25 protein-coding genes are annotated in these 25,787 nt (G+C 58.4%); 17 read left to right on the plus strand and 8 right to left on the minus strand.

The window, feature by feature from the left end; genetic code table 11:
- Positions 1-151 precede the first annotated feature (151 nt).
- The 4 genes from dctP (at position 152) to JHL21_RS06725 (ending at position 3,490) form a co-directional block, all read left to right on the plus strand.
- Complete coding sequence (gene dctP, locus JHL21_RS06710; protein WP_200212630.1) at positions 152-1,132, plus strand: TRAP transporter substrate-binding protein DctP; 981 nt, start codon at positions 152-154, stop codon at positions 1,130-1,132.
- A gap of 86 nt (positions 1,133-1,218) precedes the next feature.
- Complete coding sequence (locus tag JHL21_RS06715) at positions 1,219-1,737, plus strand: TRAP transporter small permease (RefSeq protein ID WP_200212632.1); 519 nt, start codon at positions 1,219-1,221, stop codon at positions 1,735-1,737.
- A complete protein-coding gene (locus JHL21_RS06720) occupies positions 1,734-3,047 on the plus strand; it encodes a TRAP transporter large permease (RefSeq protein ID WP_200212633.1) in 1,314 nt (437 codons plus the stop codon). The genes JHL21_RS06715 and JHL21_RS06720 overlap by 4 nt, the downstream gene beginning before the upstream one ends.
- Complete coding sequence (locus JHL21_RS06725; RefSeq protein ID WP_200212634.1) at positions 3,044-3,490, plus strand: type II 3-dehydroquinate dehydratase; 447 nt, start codon at positions 3,044-3,046, stop codon at positions 3,488-3,490. Before JHL21_RS06720 ends, JHL21_RS06725 begins: the two co-directional genes overlap by 4 nt.
- 94 nt (positions 3,491-3,584) lie before the next feature.
- Here JHL21_RS06725 and JHL21_RS06730 read toward each other — a convergent pair whose 3' ends face one another.
- From JHL21_RS06730 to JHL21_RS06755, 6 genes are all read right to left on the minus strand, one after another.
- On the minus strand, positions 3,585-4,436 hold the full coding sequence (locus JHL21_RS06730) for a sugar phosphate isomerase/epimerase (protein WP_200212635.1): 852 nt from the start codon (positions 4,434-4,436) through the stop codon (positions 3,585-3,587).
- A 320-nt stretch (positions 4,437-4,756) separates the two neighbouring features.
- Positions 4,757-5,806: an ABC transporter substrate-binding protein gene (locus tag JHL21_RS06735; protein ID WP_169194762.1), complete on the minus strand. Its 1,050-nt coding sequence runs from the start codon at positions 5,804-5,806 to the stop codon at positions 4,757-4,759.
- 25 nt (positions 5,807-5,831) lie between these two features.
- Positions 5,832-7,076: a DUF1501 domain-containing protein gene (locus tag JHL21_RS06740; RefSeq protein WP_200212636.1), complete on the minus strand. Its 1,245-nt coding sequence runs from the start codon at positions 7,074-7,076 to the stop codon at positions 5,832-5,834.
- A 13-nt stretch (positions 7,077-7,089) separates the two neighbouring features.
- Complete coding sequence (locus JHL21_RS06745; protein WP_200212637.1) at positions 7,090-8,817, minus strand: DUF1800 family protein; 1,728 nt, start codon at positions 8,815-8,817, stop codon at positions 7,090-7,092.
- A gap of 123 nt (positions 8,818-8,940) precedes the next feature.
- Positions 8,941-9,756, minus strand: a complete 816-nt coding sequence (locus JHL21_RS06750; protein WP_200212639.1) for an ABC transporter ATP-binding protein — start codon at positions 9,754-9,756, stop codon at positions 8,941-8,943.
- Positions 9,753-10,571: an ABC transporter permease gene (locus JHL21_RS06755; protein WP_199531754.1), complete on the minus strand. Its 819-nt coding sequence runs from the start codon at positions 10,569-10,571 to the stop codon at positions 9,753-9,755. The genes JHL21_RS06750 and JHL21_RS06755 overlap by 4 nt, the downstream gene beginning before the upstream one ends.
- A gap of 140 nt (positions 10,572-10,711) precedes the next feature.
- Here JHL21_RS06755 and JHL21_RS06760 point away from each other — a divergent pair, with 140 nt between their 5' ends.
- The 8 genes from JHL21_RS06760 to JHL21_RS06795 all read left to right on the plus strand — a co-directional run bounded on the left by JHL21_RS06760 (position 10,712) and on the right by JHL21_RS06795 (position 18,397).
- Positions 10,712-11,689 carry a LysR family transcriptional regulator gene (locus JHL21_RS06760; protein ID WP_200212641.1) on the plus strand — a complete coding sequence of 326 codons (978 nt, stop codon included), beginning with the start codon at positions 10,712-10,714 and terminating at the stop codon, positions 11,687-11,689.
- Positions 11,690-11,775: 86 nt separating this feature from the next.
- The gene (locus JHL21_RS06765) at positions 11,776-12,105 is read left to right on the plus strand and encodes a DUF2322 family protein (protein WP_200212643.1); all 330 of its coding nucleotides are present in this window, start codon (positions 11,776-11,778) and stop codon (positions 12,103-12,105) included.
- Between the two features lie 226 nt (positions 12,106-12,331).
- Positions 12,332-13,306 carry an ATP-binding cassette domain-containing protein gene (locus JHL21_RS06770; protein WP_200212645.1) on the plus strand — a complete coding sequence of 325 codons (975 nt, stop codon included), beginning with the start codon at positions 12,332-12,334 and terminating at the stop codon, positions 13,304-13,306.
- Positions 13,303-14,118 carry an ABC transporter permease gene (locus JHL21_RS06775; RefSeq protein WP_248305919.1) on the plus strand — a complete coding sequence of 272 codons (816 nt, stop codon included), beginning with the start codon at positions 13,303-13,305 and terminating at the stop codon, positions 14,116-14,118. Before JHL21_RS06770 ends, JHL21_RS06775 begins: the two co-directional genes overlap by 4 nt.
- Positions 14,115-14,936, plus strand: a complete 822-nt coding sequence (locus tag JHL21_RS06780) for an ABC transporter substrate-binding protein (protein ID WP_200212647.1) — start codon at positions 14,115-14,117, stop codon at positions 14,934-14,936. Before JHL21_RS06775 ends, JHL21_RS06780 begins: the two co-directional genes overlap by 4 nt.
- A 178-nt stretch (positions 14,937-15,114) precedes the next feature.
- Complete coding sequence (locus JHL21_RS06785) at positions 15,115-15,705, plus strand: c-type cytochrome (RefSeq protein WP_169194753.1); 591 nt, start codon at positions 15,115-15,117, stop codon at positions 15,703-15,705.
- A gap of 49 nt (positions 15,706-15,754) precedes the next feature.
- Positions 15,755-17,512 carry a PQQ-binding-like beta-propeller repeat protein gene (locus JHL21_RS06790; RefSeq protein ID WP_182395131.1) on the plus strand — a complete coding sequence of 586 codons (1,758 nt, stop codon included), beginning with the start codon at positions 15,755-15,757 and terminating at the stop codon, positions 17,510-17,512.
- Positions 17,513-17,575: 63 nt separating this feature from the next.
- Entirely contained in the window at positions 17,576-18,397 is an 822-nt protein-coding gene (locus JHL21_RS06795; RefSeq protein WP_200212649.1) for an ABC transporter substrate-binding protein, read from the plus strand.
- Between the two features lie 3 nt (positions 18,398-18,400).
- Here the strand turns inward: JHL21_RS06795 and JHL21_RS06800 are convergent, their stop codons facing one another.
- Positions 18,401-19,006, minus strand: a complete 606-nt coding sequence (locus JHL21_RS06800) for a hypothetical protein (RefSeq protein ID WP_200212651.1) — start codon at positions 19,004-19,006, stop codon at positions 18,401-18,403.
- A 219-nt stretch (positions 19,007-19,225) separates the two neighbouring features.
- Positions 19,226-19,669, minus strand: coding sequence for a pseudoazurin (locus tag JHL21_RS06805; protein ID WP_169194749.1), 444 nt, complete (start codon positions 19,667-19,669; stop codon positions 19,226-19,228).
- A gap of 401 nt (positions 19,670-20,070) precedes the next feature.
- Here JHL21_RS06805 and JHL21_RS06810 point away from each other — a divergent pair, with 401 nt between their 5' ends.
- The 5 genes from JHL21_RS06810 to JHL21_RS06830 all read left to right on the plus strand — a co-directional run bounded on the left by JHL21_RS06810 (position 20,071) and on the right by JHL21_RS06830 (position 25,781).
- Complete coding sequence (locus JHL21_RS06810; protein WP_200212653.1) at positions 20,071-20,928, plus strand: NADPH-dependent oxidoreductase; 858 nt, start codon at positions 20,071-20,073, stop codon at positions 20,926-20,928.
- Positions 20,929-21,027: 99 nt separating this feature from the next.
- A complete protein-coding gene (locus tag JHL21_RS06815; RefSeq protein WP_200212654.1) occupies positions 21,028-22,920 on the plus strand; it encodes an adenine deaminase in 1,893 nt (630 codons plus the stop codon).
- A 137-nt stretch (positions 22,921-23,057) separates the two neighbouring features.
- Positions 23,058-24,098 (plus strand): PotD/PotF family extracellular solute-binding protein, encoded by a 1,041-nt coding sequence (locus JHL21_RS06820; RefSeq protein WP_182395121.1) that lies wholly within the window; start codon positions 23,058-23,060, stop codon positions 24,096-24,098.
- A 70-nt stretch (positions 24,099-24,168) separates the two neighbouring features.
- On the plus strand, positions 24,169-24,993 hold the full coding sequence (locus tag JHL21_RS06825; protein ID WP_169194745.1) for an ABC transporter permease: 825 nt from the start codon (positions 24,169-24,171) through the stop codon (positions 24,991-24,993).
- The gene (locus tag JHL21_RS06830) at positions 24,990-25,781 is read left to right on the plus strand and encodes an ABC transporter permease (RefSeq protein WP_169194825.1); all 792 of its coding nucleotides are present in this window, start codon (positions 24,990-24,992) and stop codon (positions 25,779-25,781) included. Before JHL21_RS06825 ends, JHL21_RS06830 begins: the two co-directional genes overlap by 4 nt.
- Positions 25,782-25,787 lie beyond the last annotated feature (6 nt).

A 25,787-nucleotide genomic window follows, 5' to 3' on the forward strand; every position in this document is an offset into this window, starting at 1 on the left:
GAATATCGGATGAAATGAAAGATCGCATATTGATGCGACGGAAACAATGTTGACATGAACGTACTAGTTCGTACAAAGTGACAGAAGCCGGTGGAGAGGGCCTTCGGCGACGTCGGAACAACCGACAAATGTTTTCTGAGGGAGGAAAATCATGATGCTAACGCTATCGCGCCGCGCGCTGATGGTTGGCGGGCTTATGCTCGCTTCACTGTTGCCCACAATGGCTCAGGACAAGCCTGTCCTGCGTTTCTCGGCTGTATTTTCTGAAGCCGATATTCGCGCTGAGATGATGAGCATGCTGTCTGCGCAAGTGGCAGACGACTACACCATCGAAACCTATCTCGGCGGCAACCTCTTTAAGCAGGGCACTGAGCTCGTCGCGCTGCAGCGCGGCAACCTCGAAATGGGCAATATCGCTCCGCAAGATATCTCCAATCAGATCCCGGCCTGGTCGGTTCTGACCTCGGCTTATCTCTTCCGTGACGCGAACCATCTGCGCACCTTCTTTGATAGCGACGTTGGCGCTGAGTTCAAGAAGATGGCCGAAGACCAGCTGGGCATTCACATCATCGGCCCAACCTATTTCGGCGCACGTCACGTGGGTCTGATCAGCGAAAAGAAGATCAACACCCCTGCCGACCTCGCTGGCGTAAAGCTGCGCATGCCGGGTGGTGACGCTTGGCAGTTCCTCGGTTCGTCCATCGGCGCCAACCCAACGCCAATGGCTTATGCCGAGGTGTATACCGGGCTTCAGACCGGCGCGATTGACGGGCAGGACAACCCACTGCCGAACGTCGAGAACATGAAGTTCTACGAAGTTATGAAGCAAATTGCCCTCACTTCGCACTTGGTTGGCTTTGACCTTCTCGTGATCTCCAAGTCGTCTTGGGATGCAATGAGCCCAGAGCAGCAGACCAAGTTTGAAGAAGCCGCCAAGGCAGCCATCGACTTCAGCCAGAATGAGCACGTTGCCCGCGAAGCCGAACTGGCCGAGCGCTTCCGCAGCGCAGGTCTTGATGTCTATGAGCCTGATCTTGCTGCCTTCCGCAGCTTTGCGCAGCAGAAGTACCTTGAGTCTGATCTTGCCAAGGATTGGCCAGAAGGCGTGGTTGAGCGCATCAACGCCCTCTAATTTGCTCCAAATTTGAGGCGGCGCAATCGCGTCGCCTCTTCCGTCTTGCCGCTGGCCGCGTGCTAGCTCCCGAGGAGAGTGGACGGATGTCTCCCAAGATTTCCGCAATTGGCCGCTGGCTGCATGCCCGGGCAGAGAACCTGCTTGCCGCTATGCTGGCAATCATGTTCATCGTTTTCATCCTGCAGATCGTGTTCCGCTATGTGCTGAACCTGCCGATTGGCTGGACACATGAAATCAGCGTCATTATGTGGCTCTGGATGGTGCTGTTCGGCACGGCCTTTGTCGTGCGCGACAACGAAGAAATTCGTTTTGACCTGTTTTATGGTGCGGCTAGGCCCGGGGTGAAGCGTGTGATGGTGTTGATCACGTCGCTCACTTTGGTGGTGCTCTTTACGTTCTCGCTGCCAGCGGTGATCGACTACATCTTGTTCATGAAGGTGGAAAAGACCGCCTATCTCAAGATCCGCTTTGACTATCTCTATTCCATCTACGGGATTTTTGCCGTCGCGATGATCGTACGCCAGCTCTATGTGGCTTGGCAGGCTGCCTTCGGGCGTCTCGCAGATGACGCTGATCCAACCAAGGTGAGCTCGGGCATATGACCACGATTTCTCTGGCCTTTGGCATTGCACTGGGTCTGATCACGCTCCTCGCCTTCCTCGGCTTGCCGATGGGTGTGTCGATGATCTGCGGCTCACTGGTCTACCTCTTCATGCGCGGCCAAGACCCCGGCATTGTCGCTGAGCAGTTCCTCAACGGCATGTATTCCAACTACATCATGTTGGCTGTGCCGCTGTTCATTCTCGCCGCCGAGATTATGAATTCGGGCACACTATCTGACCGTTTGCTCAAGTGGTGTGACGCGCTCGTCGGTCGCTTCCGAGGCGGTCTGGCGCAGGTGAACGTGCTGCAATCGATTGTCTTTGCCGGCATGTCAGGCTCGGCCGTGGCCGATGCTGCAGGCTCTGGCAAGATGATGCAGCACATGATGACCAAGGACAATAAATACACCCCGTCCTATGCTGCAGCGCTGACAGCTGTGACCGCGGTTATTGGCCCGATCATTCCCCCGTCCATTCCTATGGTTCTCTATGCCTTGGTGGCCGATACCTCCATTGGCTATCTGTTCCTGGGCGGCGTGGTGCCGGGCCTGATCATGGCGGGCTTTATGATGGTGCTCATCGCCATCACGGCACGGGTGAAGAACTTCCCCATTGAGCCGCCAGTGCCATTGCGCCAGCTGCCGAAAATGACATGGGAAGCGCTGCCGGTGCTGATGATGCCGGTCGTTCTAATGTACGGGATCTATGGTGGCGTAACGACACCAACCGAGGCCGCCGCAGTGGCCGCTGCCTATGCACTTCTCGTATCGGTGATCTTTTATCGTGCCGTCAAAATGCCGGAGCTTTATCAATCGCTGCTGACGAGCGCCAAAACCACGGCCTCCATCGGCATGCTGATCGCTGGCGCGCTGGTGTTCAACTATGTCGTCACCATCGAGAATATCCCCCGCACCATCAGCGCCATTTTGCTGTCTTGGGATATGGACCCGATCACCTTCCTGATCGTCGTCAACATCCTCCTGCTGTTGTTGGGCTGTGTTCTGGAAGGCACGACCATTCTGCTGGTGATTGTTCCAGTGCTGATCCCAGCGGCGCAGGCACTTGGCATCGACATGGTCCACTTCGGCGTCGTTGCCGTGGTCAACATCATGCTCGGGCTAATCACCCCGCCCTACGGCCTATTGCTGTTCATTATGACGCGAATAGCCAAAACGCCGATGCGCGCCTTAATCAGCGAGGTTCTGCCCTTCCTTTGGGTCTTGATTGGCGCACTGATCCTGTTCACTTTCGTGCCGGATACGGTGCTGTGGTTGCCGAAGATGTTCGGATACCAAGGGGTCTCGCTGTGAAGCCGCTCTATATTCTCAACGGTCCCAACCTCAATCGTCTGGGGAAGCGCGAGCCGCATATTTATGGCACGACGACGCTCGCCGAAGTCGAGGAGATGTGTCGGCAGGCGGCAGGCCGTCGCAAGGTTGTCTTTCACCAGACCAATAGTGAAGAACAGCTGATCAACTGGGTCCATGAGGCCATCGACGAAGGGGCTGGGATTGTTATCAATCCCGCCGCCTTCACCTTCACCTCACTGGCGCTGCTTGATGCGCTTAAGATGTTTGAAGGCCCGGTGATCGAACTCCATATCTCCAACATTCATAAGCGCGAGCCGATCTACCACCGCTCCTATGTTTCTATGCGGGCCGACGCAGTTATCGCCGGTCTTGGAGCGCGGGGTTATTCCGTCGCGACGGCCGCCATCCTCGACATTTTGGATGAGCGCGCGAGCGAGGGCTGATGCGATACTAGGCCCTTGAGGGGAAAACTCTCTCTGGGCAAAGTCGGCAGTTTGGCACGTTCTATGGGGGCGGGGATAAGTCCTCGCCCCTGCCCTATTCCGCTACAGCCCAAGTCTGCCGAATGAAGCTGGCGCTTTCAGAGAAGAGGGTTTCGTGATCGGGGAAGAGCGGGCGCCAGACGCGGGTGGCGGCGACTATGCCCGGCAGACCGGCACCAAAGGCTTCCAGGGTGAGCCAGCCGGCATAGCCGGATGCGCGTATCGCTTTGAAAATGTTAGCAAAGTCGATGTGGCCACGACCGGGGATGCCACGGTCATTTTCTGAAACATGGACAATGCCGACGTGGGGCGCGACGGTTTGGAACGCCGCGACTTGGTTGCCGTCTTCGATATTGGCGTGGAAGGTGTCGTACATGATCCGGAAGGCGGGATGGTCGACACGAAGCGCGTAATTGCGGCACTGGGTGGTGGTATTGAGGAAATAGGTCTCGAAGCGATTAAGCGGTTCCAGACTTATAAAAAGACCATTATTTTCAGCGCGCTGAGCGAGATCGCGATGGGCTTCGGCGCCATAATTCAACTCGCTTTCGGTGGGACCAGAGCCGGTGAAGTGACCGATGGGCGCGTGCATGGGCCCACCTAGACTTTGCGCGCCCAGAGCAATTGCGCAATCGAGCGCCCAGTTGAGGTGGGCGCGGCCTCTGGCGCGGGTTTCTGTGTCTGCCGCAATGGGGCTGACGTCGGGTGTCGGCACGATGGCTGTGGCGCAACGCTCTAGACCAATGGCGGCAAGCTGGCGACCAAGCCACGCGTAATGGTCAGGCTCGCCGGAGAGGATGGGGATTTCGATGCCGTCATAACCCAGAGCCTTCAGGCGGCGCAGAACGGGCAGGTGATCCTCTGTCACGAAATCGGTGAGACAGAGCAGGTTAATGCCGAGCTTCATAAATCCTCCAAAACCGTCCTCCAACGGTTTGGGCACTATGCGACCAAGAAATTGGTTCGGCTAGTCGCCTGCGATGGATATGGGGATTTTGCCATGGACGCGCGAGGCGGGCATGAACATCGGAAAAGGGGCAGTGACGCAAGGGCTTAGCGCGTTTGCGCTGGCGCATTTCGAGGCGAAATGCCGGAGACTAACGGCGTGATTTTGGTGGGGCGTTTGAGTGGCCTCAATGGGCCGATTATTGGCTTTTGGCCAGCCTTTATGGGCTCCCGGCGCGGCATGGTCACCGCGCCGAGGGGCTTATGGCAGAAATGTGCCTCTTAGCGTGCGTCGAGAATATTGCCTTCGGCCTTGCCGAGGGTTTCCATCATCTTTTCGGCAAAGCTGGCGTCGTAAACGTCGCTGGCCGGGATTTCCTTCACTTCGGCGAAATCAGCGGTCGAGTAGGCATAGGCGACGGTCTTGTCGAGGCTCTCTGGGTTCATACAGCCATTGACGCACCAACGGCGGACGTTGATCTCGGCGGTCGATTTGATCGCTTCTGGCGTGAGGTCTTCGCGGGCTGCGGAGATCGCATCGATCCAGATTTGCGGATCCTGCTGCATGGTGCGCGATGCATCGGCGAGAGCATTGGTGAAGCGCTGAAGAGCTTCACGCTTGCCTTCGAGGGTTGGCTCCAAAGCGGCGACGAATTTGGACTGGCCAGGCGAGCGCTTGGCGAACTCGTCGGCATCGACCAGAACGTGGACGCCTTCAGTGCCAGCGATGGACTGATAGGTGCCGAAGGAGACGGTGGTCGCATCGACACGGCCGACGGCCAGGGCCTGAACGCGAATGTCTGGCGCGCCAATGGCGACGAAATCTGGACCGTCAATGTCGACGCCGAAGCTGTCGATCACAGCACGCGAGAGGTTGTAGTCCAAGCTGCCGTTATCGGCGACGGCGTAGCTACGGCCAACGAGCTGTTCAACCGAGGTGATGTCGGTCTTGGTGGCGATGAGGAAGGGGTTGCCGAGGGCAACGGAGGTGAAGCCCTTAATGGCGACATCATTTTCGGCGCGGAGACGAACCGCTGCGTCGATGGAGATGTCGGCGATGTCCACCGCACCCGAGTTCAAAGCTGCAACAGCCTGTGGCGTGCCATCAAGCGCGACGATCTCAACCTTTACGCCGTGCTTTTCGTAAAAGCCCAGAGTGTCGGCAAGACGATAGACCGATGCCGTGGTGGGGTTGAAGTTGACGTCGGCAGTGCCGAGCGCCAGCTTGAGCTCGAGCATGTCGGCTGGCTGGGCGAAAGCGCCAGTCATGGCAGTGGCACTGGCAAGGGTGAAGGCAGCAGCGGCTAGAATAGAACGGCGGGTAAGAGACATCGGATTTTCTCTGCTTCTCGTTGGTTCAATGATTTCGGGCAAACAAGTCGATTGGGGCGAAGTCGGATTTGAGGATTTCTGAGGTGTTTTCGTAGCCCATCCACCCATTGATCAGGGTCGAGTAGATGCGCCGGAAGTCGGTGGTGTATTTGAGGTTGCCGTCGTCGAGATCGGTCAGGCTCGGCATAGCGCCGTATTGACCGCCCTTAACACCCTTGCCGATGACGAAGGCAGGACCGGCGGTGCCATGATCGGTGCCGAGGCTGGTGTTTTCAGCGACGCGACGACCGAATTCAGAAAAGACCATGACGACAACATCGTCGCCGCGGCCAATGCGCTCCATGTCTTCAACAAAACCGGCAATGTGGTCTGAGGTGTAGGACCACAGACGCGAATGCAGATCGGACTGATAGACGTGGGTATCAAAGGCGTTGTTCCGATAGGGAACGTAGTAGACCTTGGTCGGGAAATCGGCAGCGATGAGAGCGGCAACGCGCTCTAGGCCGAAGGGGATGAGGCCGTAATCCACCGGGGTCTCATAAGACGAGCAGGCGTCGCGCACCAATTGCTCGGATGAGTTGGCGCTGGCGGCAATGTCGAGCAGGAATTGCTCGGAGGCATTGGTCGAGCCATTGCCATAGTTGCGGTCGAGCGCTGCAATGGCAGCGTGTTCCTCGTCGAGCAGGCGACGGGTGAAATTGTCCGGATTGTTGAAGACCAGCGGCACGTGATGCATGGAGCGTACGGCGAGCGACTGGCTATCGTCGATGTTGACGAGGAAATTGGTCGAGTGGCCCTGCGGGTCGATGGCATCGGCCATGCGGCCAAGCCAGCCATAAGCTTCGCCAGAGTTCGGTGCGCCGGTCTGCCAGAAGGCCATGGACGAGAAGTGCGAGAACGATGGCTGGTCATAACCAACCCCGTTCACAATGCTCATATTGCCGTCTTTGTAGAGACGCTCAAAGCCGGTCATGGTGCGCTGGAAGCCGATGTGATCGTCGATCTTGAGCAGTTTTTCCTTGCGGATGCCGAGATTGGGGCGCGCGCGATAATAGGCGTCGTCGGCATAGGGCACGACGGTGTTGAGACCGTCATTGCCGCCGGAGAGTTCGACAATGACCAGAATACGATCATTGGCCTGAGCGTCGGCAACTTTGGAGAACACGGGCGAGGTGGTGATGCCCCCTGCCCCGTTCATGACCATAGAGGAATAGCCCTGCTCGATCAGGTTGAGCTTTTCGGTATTCGAGAGTTTTGGAGTTTTGGCCATGGTCAAAAATTCCTCACGCCAGCTGATATTGGGGCGCGCTCATGATCATGTGCGCGACGAGGCGGAGGCCGTATTCCATATAGGTTTGGGCTTCGAGAAGAGAGGTGGTGCCAAGCTCGGCGTCGAGCGTGTCGATAAGGGCTTGGCGGGCCGGCGGGGCGATGGGCACGCGCAGGAGACGCACAAGCAGATGATCGACCGCTGCTTCGGTGGTTTCAGCGCCGGCTGCGAGAACCAGCTGTGACAGCGAGAAGTTTGCGGCAAAGCGGGGTGTTGGTTTTAGGCGGCGGAGCGCTTCGTTATAGCCCTGAAGGCTGGCGTAACGCGTGTTGAAGGCTTCCTGAATGCCAGCGGTCGCGCTGGGGGATGCACCCTCTTCCAAAGTGGCTTTGGTGATTTCCATGCCAGCATTGATATTGGCGTTGACGCGGCGCACTTCAGCGCCGGGATTATAGAGCGGATCACGGAATTCGATGATGTTGGGGAACATCACTTCCTTGGCAAAATTACCGCGCTCGAAGAGCAGGCCCGGGGTCATCCAAGAGCGACCGGAACCCCAACCAGCAACGGTGGGCGGATAGAGCGGCACCTGGCCCAAGGACTTGGTGACCGACACAGGATCGGGAATGGTGGGCAGTTCAGCCAGACCGAGCTTGCGATAGGTCGAGACCAAAAGTTCGACGGGCGATTTGATGTGGGTGCCAACGGAAGGCTGGCTATAGAAATCTTCGGAGAGGAACAGTTCTTCGAGGAAGGCCGAGATGTCGTAGTTGAGAGCCTGCAGCAGCGCGCCGACCTCTTCGGCAAAGGCGGGACTGAGGTCTTCGCGCACGAAGAAGCGGTAGAGCTTGGAGGCGATATAGATGCCGGTTTGGCGCTGGGTGAGAATGATGCGCAGGATATCGTCGCCGTTGAAAGCGCCGGTGTAGCCGAGGAAGTTCTTGTCGCCACCGTCATGCTTGGCGCGATCAAAGACGAACTTCAGATCCTCATTGCCCCAGCCTGTGAAGGCACGGGCGGCTTCACGGATGTCGTCTTCCGAGTAATGGCCCACACCCATGGTGAAGAGCTCCATGACCTCACGGCCAAAGTTCTCATTGGGGGCGCCTTTGACGTTTTGCGCGGCATCGAGAAACACCAGCATGGCCGGATCTTTGGAGATGGCGTTGAGCAAATCGCCGAAATTGCCAGCGGCATGGGTGCGCAGGGTTTCGAGATAGAGCCCGATCTTGCGGACGTCGCGGAGCTTTTCCTCGGAGACGGCGAAATGGCCGTGCCAGAACAGGGTGAGCTTTTCTTCGAGCGGAGCGGAGGTGCGCACCATGCGATCGAGCCACCACATGGAGAGACGGCGCGTTTCGAGCGTGGTGGCGCGGAGCCAATAGAAGAACCGGTTGGTGACAGGCTGCAGCGGGCGGGAGCCTGCGGGCTTGACCTTAACGCCCATAGCCTCGCCGGTGCGCTCAGCTCCTTCGGTGGCGGCGGGACGGCTGACCGGGAACTGGACGAGACTATCGTCCCAGATGTCAGAGCCTTCGAAAGTGGGCAGAGCCACATTCACCGAATAGGAGTGGTAACCCACCAGACTACGGACGGCACAGACAGGGTCTAAGGCGGCGAGGCGATCGATTTCTGCCGGAGTGCCACCGAAACCCGCGCGTTCAAGCAGATGGGCTGCAGTTTCCCGCGTCCAATGCGCTGGACTAATGGGGGCAAGGCGTTCCGTACAAGGCGTAGTCATGGCAGTTCCTAAGCCGCCGGAACACGCTTTCGCGCAAAGAAATCTCCGACGTGGAAATTACTCACCATCAATCGCCGCCCGCTTCACTCTATGCGTGCTATTGGAAAAGCTTATGCCGCTAAGCTATGGCAGTTCCTTGGGAAATGCGCCGGACAATTCCTCAAGCTTTGTGCCCTCTTTGGCCATGTCCTGAATGCGCTGCCAAATACTGGAGCGGTAGGTGGCGAACTGGGGATAAGTACGCGGGTCTTGCGCAAAGCGCGGCTCGGGCAGATCGACATTGATCACGCTATCGACGCGTCCGGGGCGCGGCTTCAGCAGCACAATGCGCTGGGAGAGCAAGATGGCTTCTTCGATGTCGTGGGTGACAAAGACGATGGTGGTCTTGCGGCGGGCCCACATCTCGTAAAGCTCGCGGCGGAGCACCTCACGGGTGATGGCATCGAGCGCGGCGAAGGGTTCGTCCATAAGAAGAACTTTTGGCTCAACAGCCAAAGCGCGGGCGAGACCAACACGCTGCTGCATGCCGCCGGAGAGTTCATGAGCAAAGGCCTGGGCGAAATCGCGGAGGCCGACGGCACCGAGCAAGGCATCGGCGCGCTGGCGACGTTCGGCTTTGCCCATGCCCCGCAGCTCTAGCACGAACTCAATATTGCCGCTGACAGTGAGCCACGGCAGGAGGCGCGCAGACTGGAACACCATGGCCAGATCGGGACCGGGTTCTGGCGCTTGGCCAAGCGAGATAACCTCGCCATGGTCAACATCAATCAGGCCATTGATGACGCGCAGAAGCGTGGTCTTGCCGCAACCGGAGGGGCCGACAAGGGACAGAAACTCGCCCTCGGCAACGTCGAAGGAGACGTCCTGCAGCGCGGTCACTTCGCCGTTTTTGAATGTCTTGGTGATTTTTTTGACGGAAATAATCGGGGCGCGGCTCATGAGGCTTCTCCCTGCGCAACGCGCCAGCGGCCAAGGCGGCGCTCGATATAGCGCAAGAGCGCAGTCAGCGCTGTGCCCAGCGCCATGAGTACTAGCACGACAGCAAAATAACGATCCATCTGGAAGCGATTGCCGGCCTGCGCCAAGAGACCGCCGAGGCCAGACTGGGCCATGGTCAGCTCGGCGATGACCGTGCCGACCGTGGAGATGGCAGCGCCAATGCGCAGGCCGCTCAGAATGGAGGGCAGCGCATCGGGGATCATGACGCGCCAGAACAGGGTCGCCTTTTTGGCACCGAAGGCGCGGCCCATTTCCACCAGATCTTTATTGGCATTGGAAATACCAGCGGCAGTGTTGATGAGAATGGGGAAGAGCGCCGCATTCCACACGACCACAATCTTGGCTTCGGTGTAGAGGCCGAACCAGACAATGATCAGCGGGATGAAGGCTGCGCCGGGAGTGGAGTTCAGCGCGTTGACGAAAGGATCGAAAACGCGGGCCAGAATCCGGTTACCACCCAGCAGCACACCGAGCAGAATGCCGCTGACCGCCGAGAGCAGAAAGCCCAAACCAATCACCGTGACCGACTCGCCCAGAGCCTTGAGCATGGTGCCATCGGACCACAGGCGAATGCTCTGATTGAGCACATCGGTGGGCTTGGGCATGACCAATTTGCCCGCGACAGCATTGAGGGCGAACATGCCCAGAATAATCGCCAAACCCACCAGAATCTGAAGGCCGAAGACGGCCGAACCGGAGAGCTGGCCCGGCTTTCGCGGGGTGGATTTGGAGGGTGTAGTAGGCCTAAGGCTCATCCGACTAGTGCCGATCAGACTGAAAGTTTGCGCATCTGTCGCATGAGAGCTATCGACGCGGGGACCCTTTGCGCTTTAACGGAAAGCCAGCAAAGATGCTACACGCTGCTTCGGCGCTGTCCGAAGTCAATTCGAGGAGAGTGACCCTGAGCACGCGCGATCTAACGCTACACCAGCTAAAAATATTCTGGGCTGTCGCGCAATCGAAGACGCTGACGAAGGCGGCAAAACAGCTTGGCCTGACCCAGCCCTCGCTCTCCCAACAGCTGGCAAAGCTCGAAACAAATACAGGCACTTTGCTGTTTGAACGGCGTGCCAGCGAAATGGCGCTGACGGAGGCTGGTGGCTATCTATTGCCTAAGGTGGAGCATCTGTTGCGCACCCTAGGCGAGGTCGAAGACGGGCTGCAGCAGTTTCAAGACGGCAAGCGCATGACCATCGGCATTGCCGGGGTGAACTCGCTGTTGCGCGTGTTGCTGCCGCAGGCCTTGGCCGACATGCAAGACAGCGGCCATGCGCTGGATTTTGATATTCTGGAAGCTGCGCCCAATGAGGTGCTCGAATATCTTTATGCGCGCCGGGTGAAAATCGGGCTGTTGGCGGCGAACTCGGTGGCGGAGGCCGGGGTGGGCTTTGTGCAGGTGCCGCTTCTGGAAGACCCCTATGTGCTGGCGGTGCCGAGCAGCCTCAAGCTGGAGGCAACGCGGTCCATCGATGACCTCAACGACGAACAGCAGACACAGCTCAATCGGGCCATTCAGTTTTCCTTCGGCACGCAGCACACCAACCAAAGCATTGATTGGTATGATCGGGTTTTGCCCGACCACCACATCACCGCGCGCTGCCGCAGTTTTGAGACAGCCATGGCGCTGGTAAGCGCGGGCAATGGCGTGTGTCTGACCCCGCTGATGGTGGCGCATGGATTGGATCGAAGCGGGGTGACGTTCTATCGGTTCCCCAACCAAATCCGCCGCATCGTAGCGCTGGTGCCGACGCAATATATGCGCGCCGAACCCTATGCGAGCCTCATTGGGGCGCTGGAAACAACGGCGAAGGGGTATCAGGCACCAGAGACGGTGGGCGCACCGGACTGGCTGGTGGCGCGGGCGCTGGGGTGAGATGGGGGGCAATGCCCCCTCTCCCCATCCTCGCCGTTCCCTGCTAAACGGCCTCGAACCAAAACTCCTTCCCTTACGAGGCACTGATGATTGAACCTGGCGCGGATTTTAAAGAGAATTTGGGCCTGCTCCCGGCTATCGACGGGGTGGCGCGGATTGAGTTGGTGGATGGTGCGGGCGCAGTTGTGGCCACAATAGAAAATGCGCCGGGTAAGCAGGGCTCGCTCAAGGTTTATCAGTATCTGCAGCAGGAATTTGGCGCGCTGAACGTGACTGCCGCCGAGCATGGCTTGCTGGTTTTTGGTGAACACACCGAAGACGCCTGCAACAATCCGGGCGCGCACCCCAATATCGACCGCCTGATCGACGTAGTCTCTTCGGGCGATGCGCTGACAATCAATGTGATTGCTGCCTGAGTTTTAACGGCAAAAGCAATTGGGACGCCCCGAGTTATGCTTGGGGCGTTTTTGTTTGAGCCGGATTGCGCAAGCCATTCACAATGCTCAGATTTAGCATTGAACCCGGGTGTTGCAGGCGCAGTTGTCACCAAAAACTGCGCAGCTGCGTTACAGCTTGGCTTTGACCTCGCTGCGGAAACGTGGCAACGCCCGGACAAGTAACAAAGAGATAAGGCCCATTTCCATGACGGCCAATGCTGTGACTGTGGAACATGTCGTTGCCCGCTATGGCGACCACACAGTGCTCAAAGACGTCAGCCTGACCATTCCGCGCGGCGCCAGCTATGCGTTGCTCGGGCCTAATGGCGCGGGCAAGACCACGCTGGTGAGCATTTTGTGCACGCTGCGCCGCCCCGAGGCGGGCTCGGCGAGCATTGCCGGGTTCGACGTGGTCAAGCAATCGGCCAAGGCGAGACGCTCGCTGGGCGTGGTGTTTCAAGATTCGAGCCTCGACGACCGGTTGAGCGCCTGGGAGAACCTTGATTTCCACGGACGCGTTTATGGCCTCTCGCCCAAGGAGCGCAAGCAACGCAGCGCTGAAGTGCTGGCGCTGGTCGAGCTGACCGAATGGGAAGACGACATTGTGCGCAATTTCTCGGGCGGGATGCGGCGGCGGCTCGAGATCGCACGGGCGCTGATGCACAATCCGGAAATTCTGTTTTTGGATGAGCCGACGGTTGGGCTCGACGCGCAGACGCGCAATCGAATTTGGCTCTACTTGGACAAGCTGCGTGCCGAGCGCGGGCTGACCGTGCTGACCACGACCCACTATATCGAGGAAGTGGAAAGCGCTGACCTCGTGTGTGTGATCGACCATGGCGAGATTATCGCCAAGGGCACGCCGGGCGAATTGAAGGATCAATATGGTCGGCGCTGGTTGCAGGTGATGCCCAAGAGCGAGGCCGTTGGGCAAGCGATTTTGGGCAGTTATGCGGGTGGGCAGACCATGGCCGATGGGCGGATCATGCTGCCGGCCGACGACAAGGGCGCGGTTGACGCGTTTCTGGCGCAGTATCAGGGCGATCTCGCCAGCATTCACTTCCAGGACCCATCGCTGGAAAGCGTGTTCCTGTCGCTGACCGGGCGTGCGCTGCGCGACACAGCCGAGGGCAAGCGTGACGCAGAAAAAGCCGCTGGCCGCCGAGGGGGCAGACGATGAGTTCAACGGCAATGATCTGGCTGCGCGGCGTGCATGGCGTCTGGCTGCGCGAAATTTTGCGGGCAACGCGTGACCGGGGGCAGATGATCGGGGGCGTCAGCCGACCCCTCATTTGGCTGCTTATTCTGGGCGTAGGGCTGAACCCCTATTTCCGCGGCGAGGTCTATGGGGAGGTGCGCTATGTCATCCCCTATACCTATCTGCAGTTCCTGTTCCCGGCCGTGATCGTGCTGAACATCATGTACACCTCGATACAATTCGCGGTGTCGGTGATCTGGGATCGAGAGTTTGGGTTTTTGCGCGAGGTGCTGGTTTCGCCCCTGCCCCGGCCGCTGATCCTCCTGGGCAAGGTTTTGGGTGGGGCGACGATTGCCACCCTGCATGGCGCGATCGTGCTCATTCTGGCGCGGTTTGCCGATGTGACGCTGGGCGTCGATCAGGTGCTGCTGGCGCTGTTTTTGATGTTCTCGCTATCGTTCGGGCTGACATGCTTTGGCGTGGTGCTGGCGGGCAAGGTGCGCAGCTTTGAAGGCTTTGGGGTGTTCTCCAACACCATCATCCTGCCGCTCTATTTCACCTCATCCTCGGTGTTCCCGCTTGATCCGGCGCTGACGCGCACGCAGACGGCGGTGATGTATCCGGAATGGCTGGTGTTTCTGGTGCAGATCAACCCCGTGACATATGCGGTTGATATGTTGCGCGGCGTGCTGATCAACTTCAATCAGTTCCCGGCCTATATCGGGCCGACGATGACGGCATGCATGGCCGTGGGCTTCTTCCTGCTCGCGCTTTGGGACTTTGGCCGCAAATGAGGCGCAAGGGCCGAAACCGCTGGCTGAGCACGGCCATCAATATTGGCATTATCGTTGTCGGCCTGACGGCGGTGAGCTTTCTGCCAGCGGACACCTCGCTCAAGGAGCGGCGCGACGCGGGCTTTATCAAGCTGTGCGTGCCACCAGCCTTCCCGCCGCTGGTGACGGGCAATCCGGAAGCGCCCGGCTATGACATCGAGCTGATGCAGATGATCGCCGATCGCATGGAACTGCGACTGGTGGTGAATACGCTCGCCTCGATCGGCGCGGATTTTAACCCACGGAATTGGCTGCTGACGCGCGCGCAATGCGACGTGATCGCGGGGGGTGTTGCCGATAGCGAACAGACCCGCGGCTATTTGCAGACGATTCCAACCGACGCAGTGACGGGCTGGGTGCTGGTCGCGCGCGATGGAACCATACCTGTCGCAGGCGACTCGGTTGCGGTTTTGCCGGGCACATCAGGGCTAAATCGCCTCGCCGTCTCGGGTTGGCTGCGTGAGAGCGGATTTAAGGCGAAACCCGCGCGAAATAGTGAACAGTTTAAGGCGGAACTCCTTTCAGGTGCTGTCAGTTTTGGTGTCACGGAGCGGTTTATAGCCGCATCCGCGAACCTCGAAGATGCTGACTTCTCACTGTTCTGGCTTCCCGAACAGTCCGTTCAACTCACCGTGACAGCCATTGGCATGTGGAAAGGCGACCAAACCCTAAAGTCCGAAATTATTCACTCATTATCGGAAGTTAAGGCCTCAAAAGCCTACGAACTCCTAAGGGAAAGATATCAGATTGATGGGGAAATCGGTCGACTTGGATCATAAGTTTCTATTGATCTTACCGATAGGAGAAACCTATACCTCCTTAGGCCTTTAAACGTTCAAACGACCGGATGTTTGCTGGCTTCACGCTCCCACGGCTGTACGACGCTCTGCCGCACGACCGTATCAAATAACCAAAGCAACTTTGGTTGCTCCACCTCACCTTGTTGGGAGGGTAATCGTGACTCGAACCTCTAAGCGGCTCACTGCCGCTATGGTGGCATTCACCGCCTTTGCAGGCGTAGCGAATGCTGCTGGCTTCACCGCAGAACAAGCAGCCGCTGGTAAGATCGTTTATGACCAGCAGTGCGCTGCATGTCATGGCCGTCAGCTTGAAGGCCCGGACGCTCCAGGCCTTTTCGGCATGGACGTTATGCAGAACTGGGATTCTGCAGGCGGTCTTTATGACTTCATCGCTGTTGCTATGCCGCCATCTGGCGCTGGCACCCTCGGCGACGAAGCCTATCTGAACATCGTTGCATACATCATGGAATTCAACGGCGCTGAGCCGGGCGATGAACCGATGGTTGCCGACGAAGATCTGCTCTACGCGATCTCGCTTCAGGCAGAAGTTGAAGCTGGCTTGGCTAACCGCCCTGCAGCAGCAGCTAGCGAAGTTGCCGCGCCGGCAACGGGTCCAGCCGTTCCGCAGGCTTACACTTGGGGCAAGCAGCTCCCGGGTGGTGCTGAACCAGCTGCACCGGCCGCTCCAGCAGCGCCGTCCGTGCCGCAGGCATTCACTTTCGGCAAAACCCTGCCGGTTGCTAACTGATCTAAGAATTCCGGGCACACAGACTATGTGCCACGTGAAGGAGCATCTTATGAAATCGAACGTCCTCAAGAGCATGCTGATCGCCTCGACGGCTTTCGTTGCTGTTGCTAGCCCGAGCTTTGCTCAGAACGTGATCGAAGGCTACGAGCCGGTCACTGCTGAAATGCTGCTCAACCCACCAGCTGAAGAATGGCTGATGTGGCGCGGTAACTACGAAAACCACGGCCACTCCAAGCTCGACAAGATCAACAAGGACACCGTTGGTGACCTGGAACTCGCTTGGGCATGGCCAATGGCTGTTGCTGGCATCCAGGAAACTGCACCGTTGATCCACGACGGCATCATGTTCCTCCAGACCAACAACGCTATCGTTGAAGCGCTCGACGCGAAGACCGGCGAACTGATCTGGAAGTACACCCACGCTGCTGCGGAAATCCCAGCAACTTGGTCGTACCAGGCGAACCAGGCACGTCGTCAGAAGAACTCGATCGCCCTCTATGGCGACAAGGTTATCCTGACCACTCCTGACGCGAAGATCGTTGTGCTGAACGCAGCAGACGGTAAGGTCGCATGGGAAAAGCAGGTTCTCGATTACAACCTCGGCTATTCCTACACCATCGGTCCAGTCATCGCTGACGGCAAGATCATCTCGGCTATCTCGGGCTGCTCGATCGCCGGCACCGCTGGCGGCTGCTACATCATGGCTCACGACGTTGAGACCGGTGATGAGCTGTGGCGCTTCAACACCATCAACGATCCAAACAACCCCGAGCAGCAGGCTTCTTGGGGCGACGTTCCACCAGAAAACCGTTGGGGCGGCACGCCTTGGGCAACTGGCGCATACGACGCTGAAACCAACACCACCTACTGGGGTGTCGGTATGCCTGGCCCATACGCAGAACTCATCCGCGGTTCGGGCGATGGCGACGTGCTCTACACCAACTCGACCCTCGCTATCGATGCTTCGACCGGCGAACTGAAGTGGTACTACTCGCACCTGCCACGCGATAACTGGGACCTTGACGCTCCGTTCGAACGTATCCTGGTTGACCAGGAAGTCGACGGCGTAACGCACAAGATGGTTGTCTCCGTACCAGGCAAGATCGGTATCGCATGGGGTCTCGACCGCGACACCGGTAAGTACCTCTGGTCCAAGGAAACCGTTGTTCAGAACGTTGTTTCCTCGATCGACGCAGACGGCAAGGTCAACATCAACGAAGACCTCGTGTTCTCGTCCGTTGGCGAAACCCACATGATCTGTACCTCGGTTTCCGGTGGTAAGCTGTGGCAGGCTGCTTCGTACAACCCAGACAACGCATCGTTCTTCATTCCGCTGAACGAAGCTTGCAACACCGTTGCTCCGACCCAGACTGAATTCACCGCAGGTAACGCTGTTGGTGCAGTTAAGTTCGGCCCACGCGTTCTGCCAGAAGGCATCACCGAAGCTGGTCTGGTTCAGGCTCTGACCGTTTCGCCAACTGCTGGTGAAGACAAGTGGAAGGTCCGTTCGCGTCCATCCATCACCTCGTCGGTTCTCTCGACCGCAGGTGGCCTCGTGTTCGGTGGTGACGCTGGTCGTTACCTCAAGGCATGGGATCAGGAAACCGGTGAAGAAGTTTGGTCGCAGCGTCTGAACGCTCCGATCGGCGGCTACCCAGCAACCTATGAAATCGACGGCGAACAGTACCTGGTTATCCCAACCGGTTACTCGAACTCGGCTTCGTCGATCTCGTCGGCTCACCCGGAAGTTTCGCTTCCAACCGGTACCGGCAACTCGATCTTCGTTTACAAGCTGGCAAAGAACTAATTTGCTGACTGTGCGATTTGGAAAAGGGGCTTCGGCCCCTTTTCTCGTTTATAGGAGAGCCAAATGATCCGCATGACCGCCGCAGCCCTCGCAACCGCCTTGCTGGCAGGCACAGCATTTGCTCAGACAGGCATTCCCCAGGAGCTGTTCGACAACACCCGCCGCGTTGCGGGCGACAGCCTGACCGCATGCTTCGACATGACCAGCCAGGCCCGTCAGTTCGATGATGCCATCGCCCGTGCCATTGGCGACGCCCTGTTCCTCGAGGTCAAATCGCTCGAAGGCTTTGGTGGCTTCCCCCTCAATGGTGAAGGGTTCATCGACGAGCTGTCGCTGGCGATGAACAATGACTGCGATATTTTCATGGGCATTTCGGTTTCGGTGAACTCGCCGATATCGGAAGCTTTTGCGATCACCCGTCCCTACGCGTCAGTACCCTTCGTACTCGCCGTCAAAGACACCGACTATCAGAGCCTTGCGGACATTCCCAAGGACGTGCGCCTTGGCACGGCTATGGCCAGCCTTGGTGAGCTCAATCTGATCAACTGGAACTTGCAGCAGGCAGAAGATCAGCGTTGGCGCCGCCTGCCCTATGCCGACCCGAATTTGATGGCCACACGCGTACTCGATGACACCATTGGTGGCATGATCCTGTGGCAACCCGTTTTGGCCAAAATGCAGCGTGAGCGCGAAGACACCAAGGCCCTGCGGATCATCGGCTCAACGCCTTTGCCAGAAAGCGTGGTGCATATTGGCGCGCTGGTCACCAGCCGCAATACGTTCCTCCGTGATCAGGTCGATCAGGCAATTGATGCCCTCGTCGCCGATGGCACGATCGCCGCGATTATGGACGAGTTCGGATATACCGGCCACGCCGGGGAATAGTTCCTAGAGCCGCGACAGGAAGGGCAAGGTGTAGCTGGCAAGATTGGGCACAATCCCAACCACCAAGGCGATGATCACCAAGCCCACACCCAGCGGCTCATGACGCAGCAAGCGCTTTTCGCGCTCCGGCCAGAGTGCCGTCCAGATAGAGCCCATCGCGAGACCCGGGATGGGCAGCAGGTTCAAGAGAATTGAACCGGCGGCAAGCAGCTGGAATTGCTGCAGGATGAGAATTACAGCGTAGCCACCCGTGCGCGGCAGCATCAGCGCCACGCTGCGCAGCCAATCGGCAATCGGAATAAAGAGCGCAACAGCCACAAGGCTCAGCACGACCGCCGCGATCACTCCAGCAAGGCCGAAGCGATTGGCGGAGGCGCGCATGCGCATAGGGCGCGGCCATGTCAGCGCAAAGAGCGCGCCAATAACGGCACCCCAGACAGAGAGCTGCGCAAAGGGATTGGGCGTCAGACGGCCTTCATTCTGCGGACGGCGATCGCCCATAAGGCGCGCAAAGAGGGCGAGGAAGAACCCTTGCAGGGCGACGAAAATCAACACGCCCGCAACGCGCGAGAGCAGAGTTTCAAGACTGAGTTCGCGTAACAAGGCCATTGACCGCACTCCCATGTTACCGCCGAACCATTAGATCAGCGCTGCCCATATCCACCCATAGGTGTTCGCATAAGTCAGTGCCGAGCGACAAGCAAAGCGCGCGTGAAATAGCCGATTTATGGGGAGTTAGAGGATCGGAGCCATGCTCAACGATCAAAACGCTTGCGAGCAAGCGAAGAGGGCGCGGGCGACGAAACGCCGCCCGAACCCAACAGCAGTTTACTTAACCATTGCTGCCATTGCTGCGAAGGCGTCTGCCGACTTCTTCGGCATCTTTGCAGCAGTGATGTCAGCAAGGTTTGCTGGTGCGTCGCCAACGACGATCAGACCAACCATGCCCATGCCCAGGTGCGGAAGGCACTTGTAAGCATATGCGCCTTCAACGTCGAAGGTTACGGTGATTTCTTCGTTCAGCTTGCCCTTGAATGGGGTAGCGCCTTCAGGAATCAGATCCTTGATCGATTCAGCGTTGTGCGACTTGTCGGTTGGGATGAAGGTTACCGAGTCACCAACTTCGATCTGCAGGAAAGCAGGCTCGAAAACCATTGGAGTGCCGTCAGTGCCCTTGTTGAGCATCTTAACTTCGTAGTTAGCGGCAGAAGCTGCTGCGATGGTCATAGCAGTTGCCAAACCAGCGAAAGCGATCGTGCGGAGAAGGTTCATTTGTCTCACCAAAAAAGCGCGTAATCCGGCAGGGGGCGCCAGTACGCAGTTGAACGCGGAGTATTCCCCGCGCTGGTTTCACCCTGCGGGTGTATGTAGTCGCATCGCCCCCAGTCCGCCAGAGGATGAAACCATTGTGACTGGGATGGCAAATCGCCGCAGCCAAATTAATCCCAAACACCAGCGGATTACAGTGGGTAACGCAGGAAATTGTGCCCGCGTTCCACCGCCAATACCATCGACCGTTTGGCGTAATTAAGGCGCGGTGTGCGGTTCGCCATCTAGCACGCTGAACAGATTACGCATGATGGACGTTTTAACACTCGCCAATGGCCCTTACCGCGGGAAGCGGATAACGCTCAAATCCTGGTACGGACACGTAAGAGAGTTTCGATATTCCTATGTCGCCTGCGCAAGTGAACACGGACGCCAAGTCGCAAAACACCACCGCCGCAACCCGTCTGGCGCGGCGCTATGGCGTCGATGCCCCACAGACCGGAGCGGTGTGGTCTGACACCATTGGTCTGATGCTCGACCATAAGTCGGCGCGCGCCTACTTGCCGAAGCCCGTTGAGCCTGGTGCCGTTGAGGCTTTGGTGGCGGCAGCGCAATCGGCACCGACGTCATCCAATGTGCAGGCCTGGAGCGTGGTGGTGGTGCGCGACGCGGCGCGCAAAGCGCGGCTGGCGGAATTGAGCGGGGGCAATCCCCATATCGTCGCCGCACCCGTGTTTCTCGTCTGGATCGCGGATCTGGCGCGGTTGCGGACACTGGCGCAACGCGAAGAGCTGCCCGGAGACGGTCTCGCCTATATGGAGAGCTTTCTCATTGGCGTTATCGACTCCACTCTAGCGGCACAGAATGCAGTTGTGGCGGCGAGTTCGCTCGGGCTCGGCAGTTGCTACATTGGGGGCATGCGCAACAAGCCAGCAGAAGTGGCCGCCGAACTCGGGCTGCCAAAAGAATGCGTGGCCGTTTTTGGGCTGACGCTGGGCTATCCGGACGAGGAACGCGCCTCGGAGGTGAAGCCGCGACTGCCACAAAGCCTCGTGTTGCATGAGGAGACCTATGGCGATGCCGCTGATGCTGAGACGCTGGCGCGTTACGATCAAACCATGCGCGGCTTTCAGGAGAACCAGGGCATGACTGTGATCGACTGGACCAAAATGATCGCTAAGCGCGTGGGCACGGTTAAGGCTTTGCGCGGGCGCGAGGCGCTGAGTGGTGTGCTCAAGGGCTTGGGGTTTGGGTTGAAGTAGGGGAGTTTTGGGGGCCGGGTGTGGGGAAGGTTCGGGCTGCGCGCTTTCGGTAGATCGATCATCGTGTTAGGTCAAAATTGAACGCTGGCAGCCCGGCAGATGGATTCTACGATGACCGATTTCCCAAATGACCTCCTCATCAATGCGCGCGACGAAGTGGCGATCCGCAAGCATTTGGCACTGGTGGCACTGGGCAAGAAGCCTGCCGACACAGCTATTCGCGTCGGTCGGCTTTTGGACGTCTATGGCCGCAATTGGCATGAGGACCAAGAGATCGTCATCTCGGGGCGTCGCATCGCCTGGGTTGGACCAGCCGGCGCATATCCGGGCGAAGTGGGCGAGCGGATCGACCGCAGTCATCTCTCGGTCGTGCCGGGCTTTGGCGAAGTGCATAAGCATATTGAATCGAGCCACCTCACCCCGGAATGGGAAGCGGCGCTGGTTTTGCCCTTTGGCTGCACCTGGACCTGCGAAGCGAGCCACGAATTTTCCAATGTCGATGGGCCGCACAATCTCGAATTCTGGATGACCGCGCGCGCCGCAGGTTCGCCAGCAAAGATCTTCCCCCTACCCGGCTCCGCTGTGCCACCCACTGCCTATGAGCATGGTGGCGGGCATTTCGGCTATGGCGAGCAGCTCAAGTTCATGACCACAAATCTGGCTGTTTCGGGCCTTGATGAGGTGATGGATTGGCCAGCGGTGTGGAACCCAGAGAACCCGTCGCACGAGCGCCTTTGGGGCATGATCGAAGCGACGTTTGAAGCGCGCGGTGTGGTCGAAGGCCATGCGGCGGGGATGCGGGCGATTGACGATATCAACGCCTTTGCCGGTGCGGGCATGGCTTCGGACCACGAAGCGTGGACCGCCGAGGAAGTGGCAGACAAGCTGCGTCGTGGTCTCTTTATGGAGCTGCGCCCGCATTCACTGACCGACATGGTGAAAGGCTTGCTCGAGCGCGGGCAGCAGGATTGGTCGAACTTTGCGCTCTGCACCGATGACCGTTCGTGCTCGGACACGATGAAGCTGGGAGCGACGGATCATAACGTGCGCCTCGCCATTCAAGCCGGGCTACCGATGGAAGTGGCCGTGCAGATGGTGACGATCAACCCCGCGCGCCACATGCGCCTCACCCCTTGGGTTGGTTCGATCTCGCCGGGGCGTTACGCCGATCTCGTGTTCCTTGACGACGAAGCGACACTGTCGATTTCGGAAGTTTGGGCCGATGGGATGCAGGTTTCGAAGGGCCGCGAATATATCGCTGAGGTCCCCACGATCGACTGGCCACAATGGGCGCGCCAGACGGTCAATATCGGCCGCGACCTGACCGCCGCCGATTTTGCCATCGCCGCGCCAGAGGGAGCGACGGACAGCTGCAAGGCGGCGCTGCTGCGTCCCTTCCATTGGCATGACGAGTTCATCACCACCGATCTGTCGATTGTCGACGGCTTGGTGCAGCGCGACGACAGCCGCAACATCACGAAGTTCGCTATTGTCGACCGGTTCTCAGGCACGGCGAGCGTTTCAAAAATGTTCTGGCTGGGGACAGGCCCCAAGACGCCGAACACGGCGCTGGCCTGTTCGATGGGGCACGACAAACACAACATCTGGGCGGTCGGCTCGTCCGACGAGGCTATGGCGCTGGCGGTCAATGCGCTGCAAGAGCAGCAAGGCGGGTGGGCGCTGGTGCACGACGGTAAAGTGCTGGCCCGGGTAAACTATGAAATCGGCGGGCTGATGACCTGCCGCCCTGCCCCTGAACTCGACAAGGAAATGCTTGAGCTTTACGCGCAGGGCGAAACCATCGAGTGGATGTATGAGCCAACCTATTCGCCGCGTTGGTGGGCTGGCTTCCCTGAGCGTCTGGCTTTTGCGACTCTGACCTGCGCGCCATGGCGCTGGGTGCTCGTTGCCCCCTCTCCCTTGGCACCGGAAGGCTTTGTAAACGTGCAGAACGGCCAGATTCACCCGATTGTGTGGTGCGGCAAATTGTAAACAAGAGGTAAATCTTGTGAGGTCCGTACCACACGCCTAAATATGCAACTTGCACCGGCATAGCCGAAAAAATAGGCTTATTCCCAAGATACCCACGTCTGCGAGACAAGTATCTAAAGGGAACAAGGATTTTCGGTATGCACAAGAACCTAGCGCGTACGCTGGCATTGGCAATTTCGGTCGGCACCCTCGCGAGCGCAGCGCCCGCTATGGCACAGACCAAGACTCTCACCATTTCCTGGTGGGGCTTTAACGGTGAAAAGCTCGAAAGCCTCGTGCTCGCGCCGTTCCGCGAACAGTGCGGCTGTGAAATCGTTTTTGAAACCGGCAACAACGGTGAGCGTCTGAATAAGATCCAGATCCGTAACGGCGGCGGCGTCGACGTTGCGTATTTCTCGGATAGCTTCTCGCAGCAGGGTATCGAGCTGGGCCTGTTCCAGCAGATCGACCAGAGCAAGCTCCCGAACCTAGCCAATATCTATGAAATGGCTAAGGACCCTCAGGACGGCTTCGGCCCAGCTTACACCATCGGTCGCGTTGGCATCGTTTACGACAGCGAAGCTGTGACCACTCCAGTGACCTCGTGGAACGACCTGTGGCGCGAAGACTTCAAGTCCTCGCTCTCGCTGCCAGGCATCACCACCACTGCAGGCCCAATGGTTGTTCTCAAGGCCGGTCTCTACAAGGGCACTGACGCGTTTGACGACGATACCGCAGCTTTCGAAGCTCTGAGCGAACTCAAGCCAAACGTAGTCAAGAACTACAACACTGGCTCGGAAATGATTAACCTGTTCTCGACCGGCGAAATCACCGCGTCGATCGCACAGGACTTCACCCTCGCACAGATCCAGGCTGCTAAGCCATCGGTCGTCTGGGCTGATCTTGAAGAAGGTTCGATTGCGACCCTCAACACCGTCAACATCCCAGTTGGCGCTGCTGAACCAGAACTCGCATACGAATTCATCAACTTCATCCTCTCCGATGAAATCCAGCAGAAGCTGGCTGAAGAAGGCGTCGACGCTCCAGTCAACACCAACGTCAAGCTGACCCCGGAACAGGCTTCGATCTGGACCTATGGCGCGGACGTTATCGGCTCGCTCGAACGCATCCACTACGGCAAGATGAACGCAGCCAAGGGTGGCTGGGTTGACCGTTGGAACGAAAACTTCGGCATGTAATGCATAGCGCTGCGCGGGTTCCCTTTACCCGCGCAGCACCCTTTTATTCCTCTCTCGAAATGCCAGGCTCATGAAACGCTTTGCCGGCTGGACCCTAGCCTCACCTGCGACACTGCTGATCCTCCTCGGCCTCGTCGCTCCTGTGGCCGCGACCATCTACGCTACCTTCGGAACGCCCGGTGGCCCCTTCGCCACCTATCAGGCCTTTTTCAGCAGCGGTTTCCGCCGCACCGTTCTGATGCGCACCATCACCATCTCGCTGGCTGTGACTGTCATCGCTTTGGCGGTAGGCTTCATCACCGCCTTTGTGGTGTCGCGCGCGCCGGGCTGGTTGAAGTCTGTGCTGATTATCGCCGCTGTGTTCCCGCTGCTCACCGGTGTGGTGGTCCGCTCGTTCGCTTGGCTGATCATTCTGGGCAAGAATGGCATCGTCAATTCGACGCTGATGAACCTTGGCATTATCTCTGAGCCCTTCCAGATGCTCTACACGCAGGGCTCTGTGATCGTGGCGATGGTCTATCTGTTTGTGCCGCTGATGATCCTGACGCTTGTTGGCGTGCTGGAAGGCATTCCGGACGATCTGATCCAAGCCTCGTCTTCGCTCGGCGCAAAGCCATTCGCGACCTTCATGCAGGTTATTTTCCCGCTGGCCGTCCCCGGCCTGATCGTTGGCGCGGTGCTCGTGTTCACCGGCTCGTTCACCTCCTATGCAACTCCCCAGCTTTTGGGTGGCGAGCAGGTGATGGTGATGGGCACGCTGATGCACCAGCAGGCCATGGTCACCTTTGACTGGGTAAGCGCCTCCACCATCGCTGCCATTATGGTGGTGATCACTATCGCAATCGTGCTGGCAATGACCAAAATTGCTCGCAAACTGAACCCAATGGCCGTCTGATGCCCACCAAGCTCCATCCGGCCCTTATCGGCTTTACCGTTCTCGTCTTTATCTTCCTTGTCGGTCCGCTGGTGATCATTCTGGGGTCGTCGATTTCCGACACCACCTATCTCACCTTCCCACCACAGGGACTGTCGCTGCGCTGGTTTGAAAACATCTTTGCGATGGAAGCTTTCCGTCGGACGATGATGACCTCGCTGCAGGTGGCGGTGATTTCAACCTTTGTGGCGCTGCTCATTGGTATTCCGGCGGCGTATGCGCTCAACCGTCATCGCATTCACCTGCCCGGTTGGCTGTCGAGCTTCTTCGTGCTGCCAGTTCTGGTGCCAGAACTGGTGCTCGGCTTCTCGCTGCTCAAGAATGTCGCCTATACGTTCAACGCGCCGCTGATGGTGTCGCTGATCGTCGGGCACACGATCCTGATCCTGCCCTATGTGATCCGCGTGATTTCGGCATCGCTGGCCTCGTTTGACTTCTCGATCGAAGAAGCAGCGGTCAGCCTTGGCTCGCCACCGCTGAAGACCTTCTTCACCGTGCTGCTACCGAACGTGCAGTCGGGCGTGATCGCGGCCTTTATTCTGGCCTTCATCACCTCGATCAATGACGTATCGATTTCGATCTTCATGACGGGTCCTGGTCTCTCGACCCTCCCCATCCAGCTGCTCGCTCACATGGAGCAGTTCTTTGACCCCACCGTGGCCTCGGTCTCGGTGCTGCTCATGCTGCTCACCGTTGGCGTTATGGCCGTGGTGGAACGGACCTTGGGCCTCACCTTCCTTGCCAAATAGAGATCA

Origin of the sequence: Devosia sp. WQ 349K1, from assembly GCF_016595685.1 — a bacterium.
GTDB lineage: Bacteria > Pseudomonadota > Alphaproteobacteria > Rhizobiales > Devosiaceae > Devosia.

Coding starts and splice junctions, on each gene's coding strand:
- JHL21_RS06815 (WP_200212654.1), top strand. CDS start 21,028: ATGGATTCTACGATGACCGATTTCCCAAATGACCTCCTCATCAATGCG.
- JHL21_RS06735 (WP_169194762.1), bottom strand. CDS start 5,806: ATGTCTCTTACCCGCCGTTCTATTCTAGCCGCTGCTGCCTTCACCCTT.
- dctP (WP_200212630.1), top strand. CDS start 152: ATGATGCTAACGCTATCGCGCCGCGCGCTGATGGTTGGCGGGCTTATG.
- JHL21_RS06755 (WP_199531754.1), bottom strand. CDS start 10,571: ATGAGCCTTAGGCCTACTACACCCTCCAAATCCACCCCGCGAAAGCCG.
- JHL21_RS06775 (WP_248305919.1), top strand. CDS start 13,303: ATGAGTTCAACGGCAATGATCTGGCTGCGCGGCGTGCATGGCGTCTGG.
- JHL21_RS06730 (WP_200212635.1), bottom strand. CDS start 4,436: ATGAAGCTCGGCATTAACCTGCTCTGTCTCACCGATTTCGTGACAGAG.
- JHL21_RS06810 (WP_200212653.1), top strand. CDS start 20,071: ATGTCGCCTGCGCAAGTGAACACGGACGCCAAGTCGCAAAACACCACC.
- JHL21_RS06750 (WP_200212639.1), bottom strand. CDS start 9,756: ATGAGCCGCGCCCCGATTATTTCCGTCAAAAAAATCACCAAGACATTC.
- JHL21_RS06715 (WP_200212632.1), top strand. CDS start 1,219: ATGTCTCCCAAGATTTCCGCAATTGGCCGCTGGCTGCATGCCCGGGCA.
- JHL21_RS06795 (WP_200212649.1), top strand. CDS start 17,576: ATGATCCGCATGACCGCCGCAGCCCTCGCAACCGCCTTGCTGGCAGGC.
- JHL21_RS06765 (WP_200212643.1), top strand. CDS start 11,776: ATGATTGAACCTGGCGCGGATTTTAAAGAGAATTTGGGCCTGCTCCCG.
- JHL21_RS06740 (WP_200212636.1), bottom strand. CDS start 7,076: ATGGCCAAAACTCCAAAACTCTCGAATACCGAAAAGCTCAACCTGATC.
- JHL21_RS06805 (WP_169194749.1), bottom strand. CDS start 19,669: ATGAACCTTCTCCGCACGATCGCTTTCGCTGGTTTGGCAACTGCTATG.
- JHL21_RS06745 (WP_200212637.1), bottom strand. CDS start 8,817: ATGACTACGCCTTGTACGGAACGCCTTGCCCCCATTAGTCCAGCGCAT.
- JHL21_RS06820 (WP_182395121.1), top strand. CDS start 23,058: ATGCACAAGAACCTAGCGCGTACGCTGGCATTGGCAATTTCGGTCGGC.
- JHL21_RS06720 (WP_200212633.1), top strand. CDS start 1,734: ATGACCACGATTTCTCTGGCCTTTGGCATTGCACTGGGTCTGATCACG.
- JHL21_RS06780 (WP_200212647.1), top strand. CDS start 14,115: ATGAGGCGCAAGGGCCGAAACCGCTGGCTGAGCACGGCCATCAATATT.
- JHL21_RS06800 (WP_200212651.1), bottom strand. CDS start 19,006: ATGGCCTTGTTACGCGAACTCAGTCTTGAAACTCTGCTCTCGCGCGTT.
- JHL21_RS06770 (WP_200212645.1), top strand. CDS start 12,332: ATGACGGCCAATGCTGTGACTGTGGAACATGTCGTTGCCCGCTATGGC.
- JHL21_RS06790 (WP_182395131.1), top strand. CDS start 15,755: ATGAAATCGAACGTCCTCAAGAGCATGCTGATCGCCTCGACGGCTTTC.
- JHL21_RS06825 (WP_169194745.1), top strand. CDS start 24,169: ATGAAACGCTTTGCCGGCTGGACCCTAGCCTCACCTGCGACACTGCTG.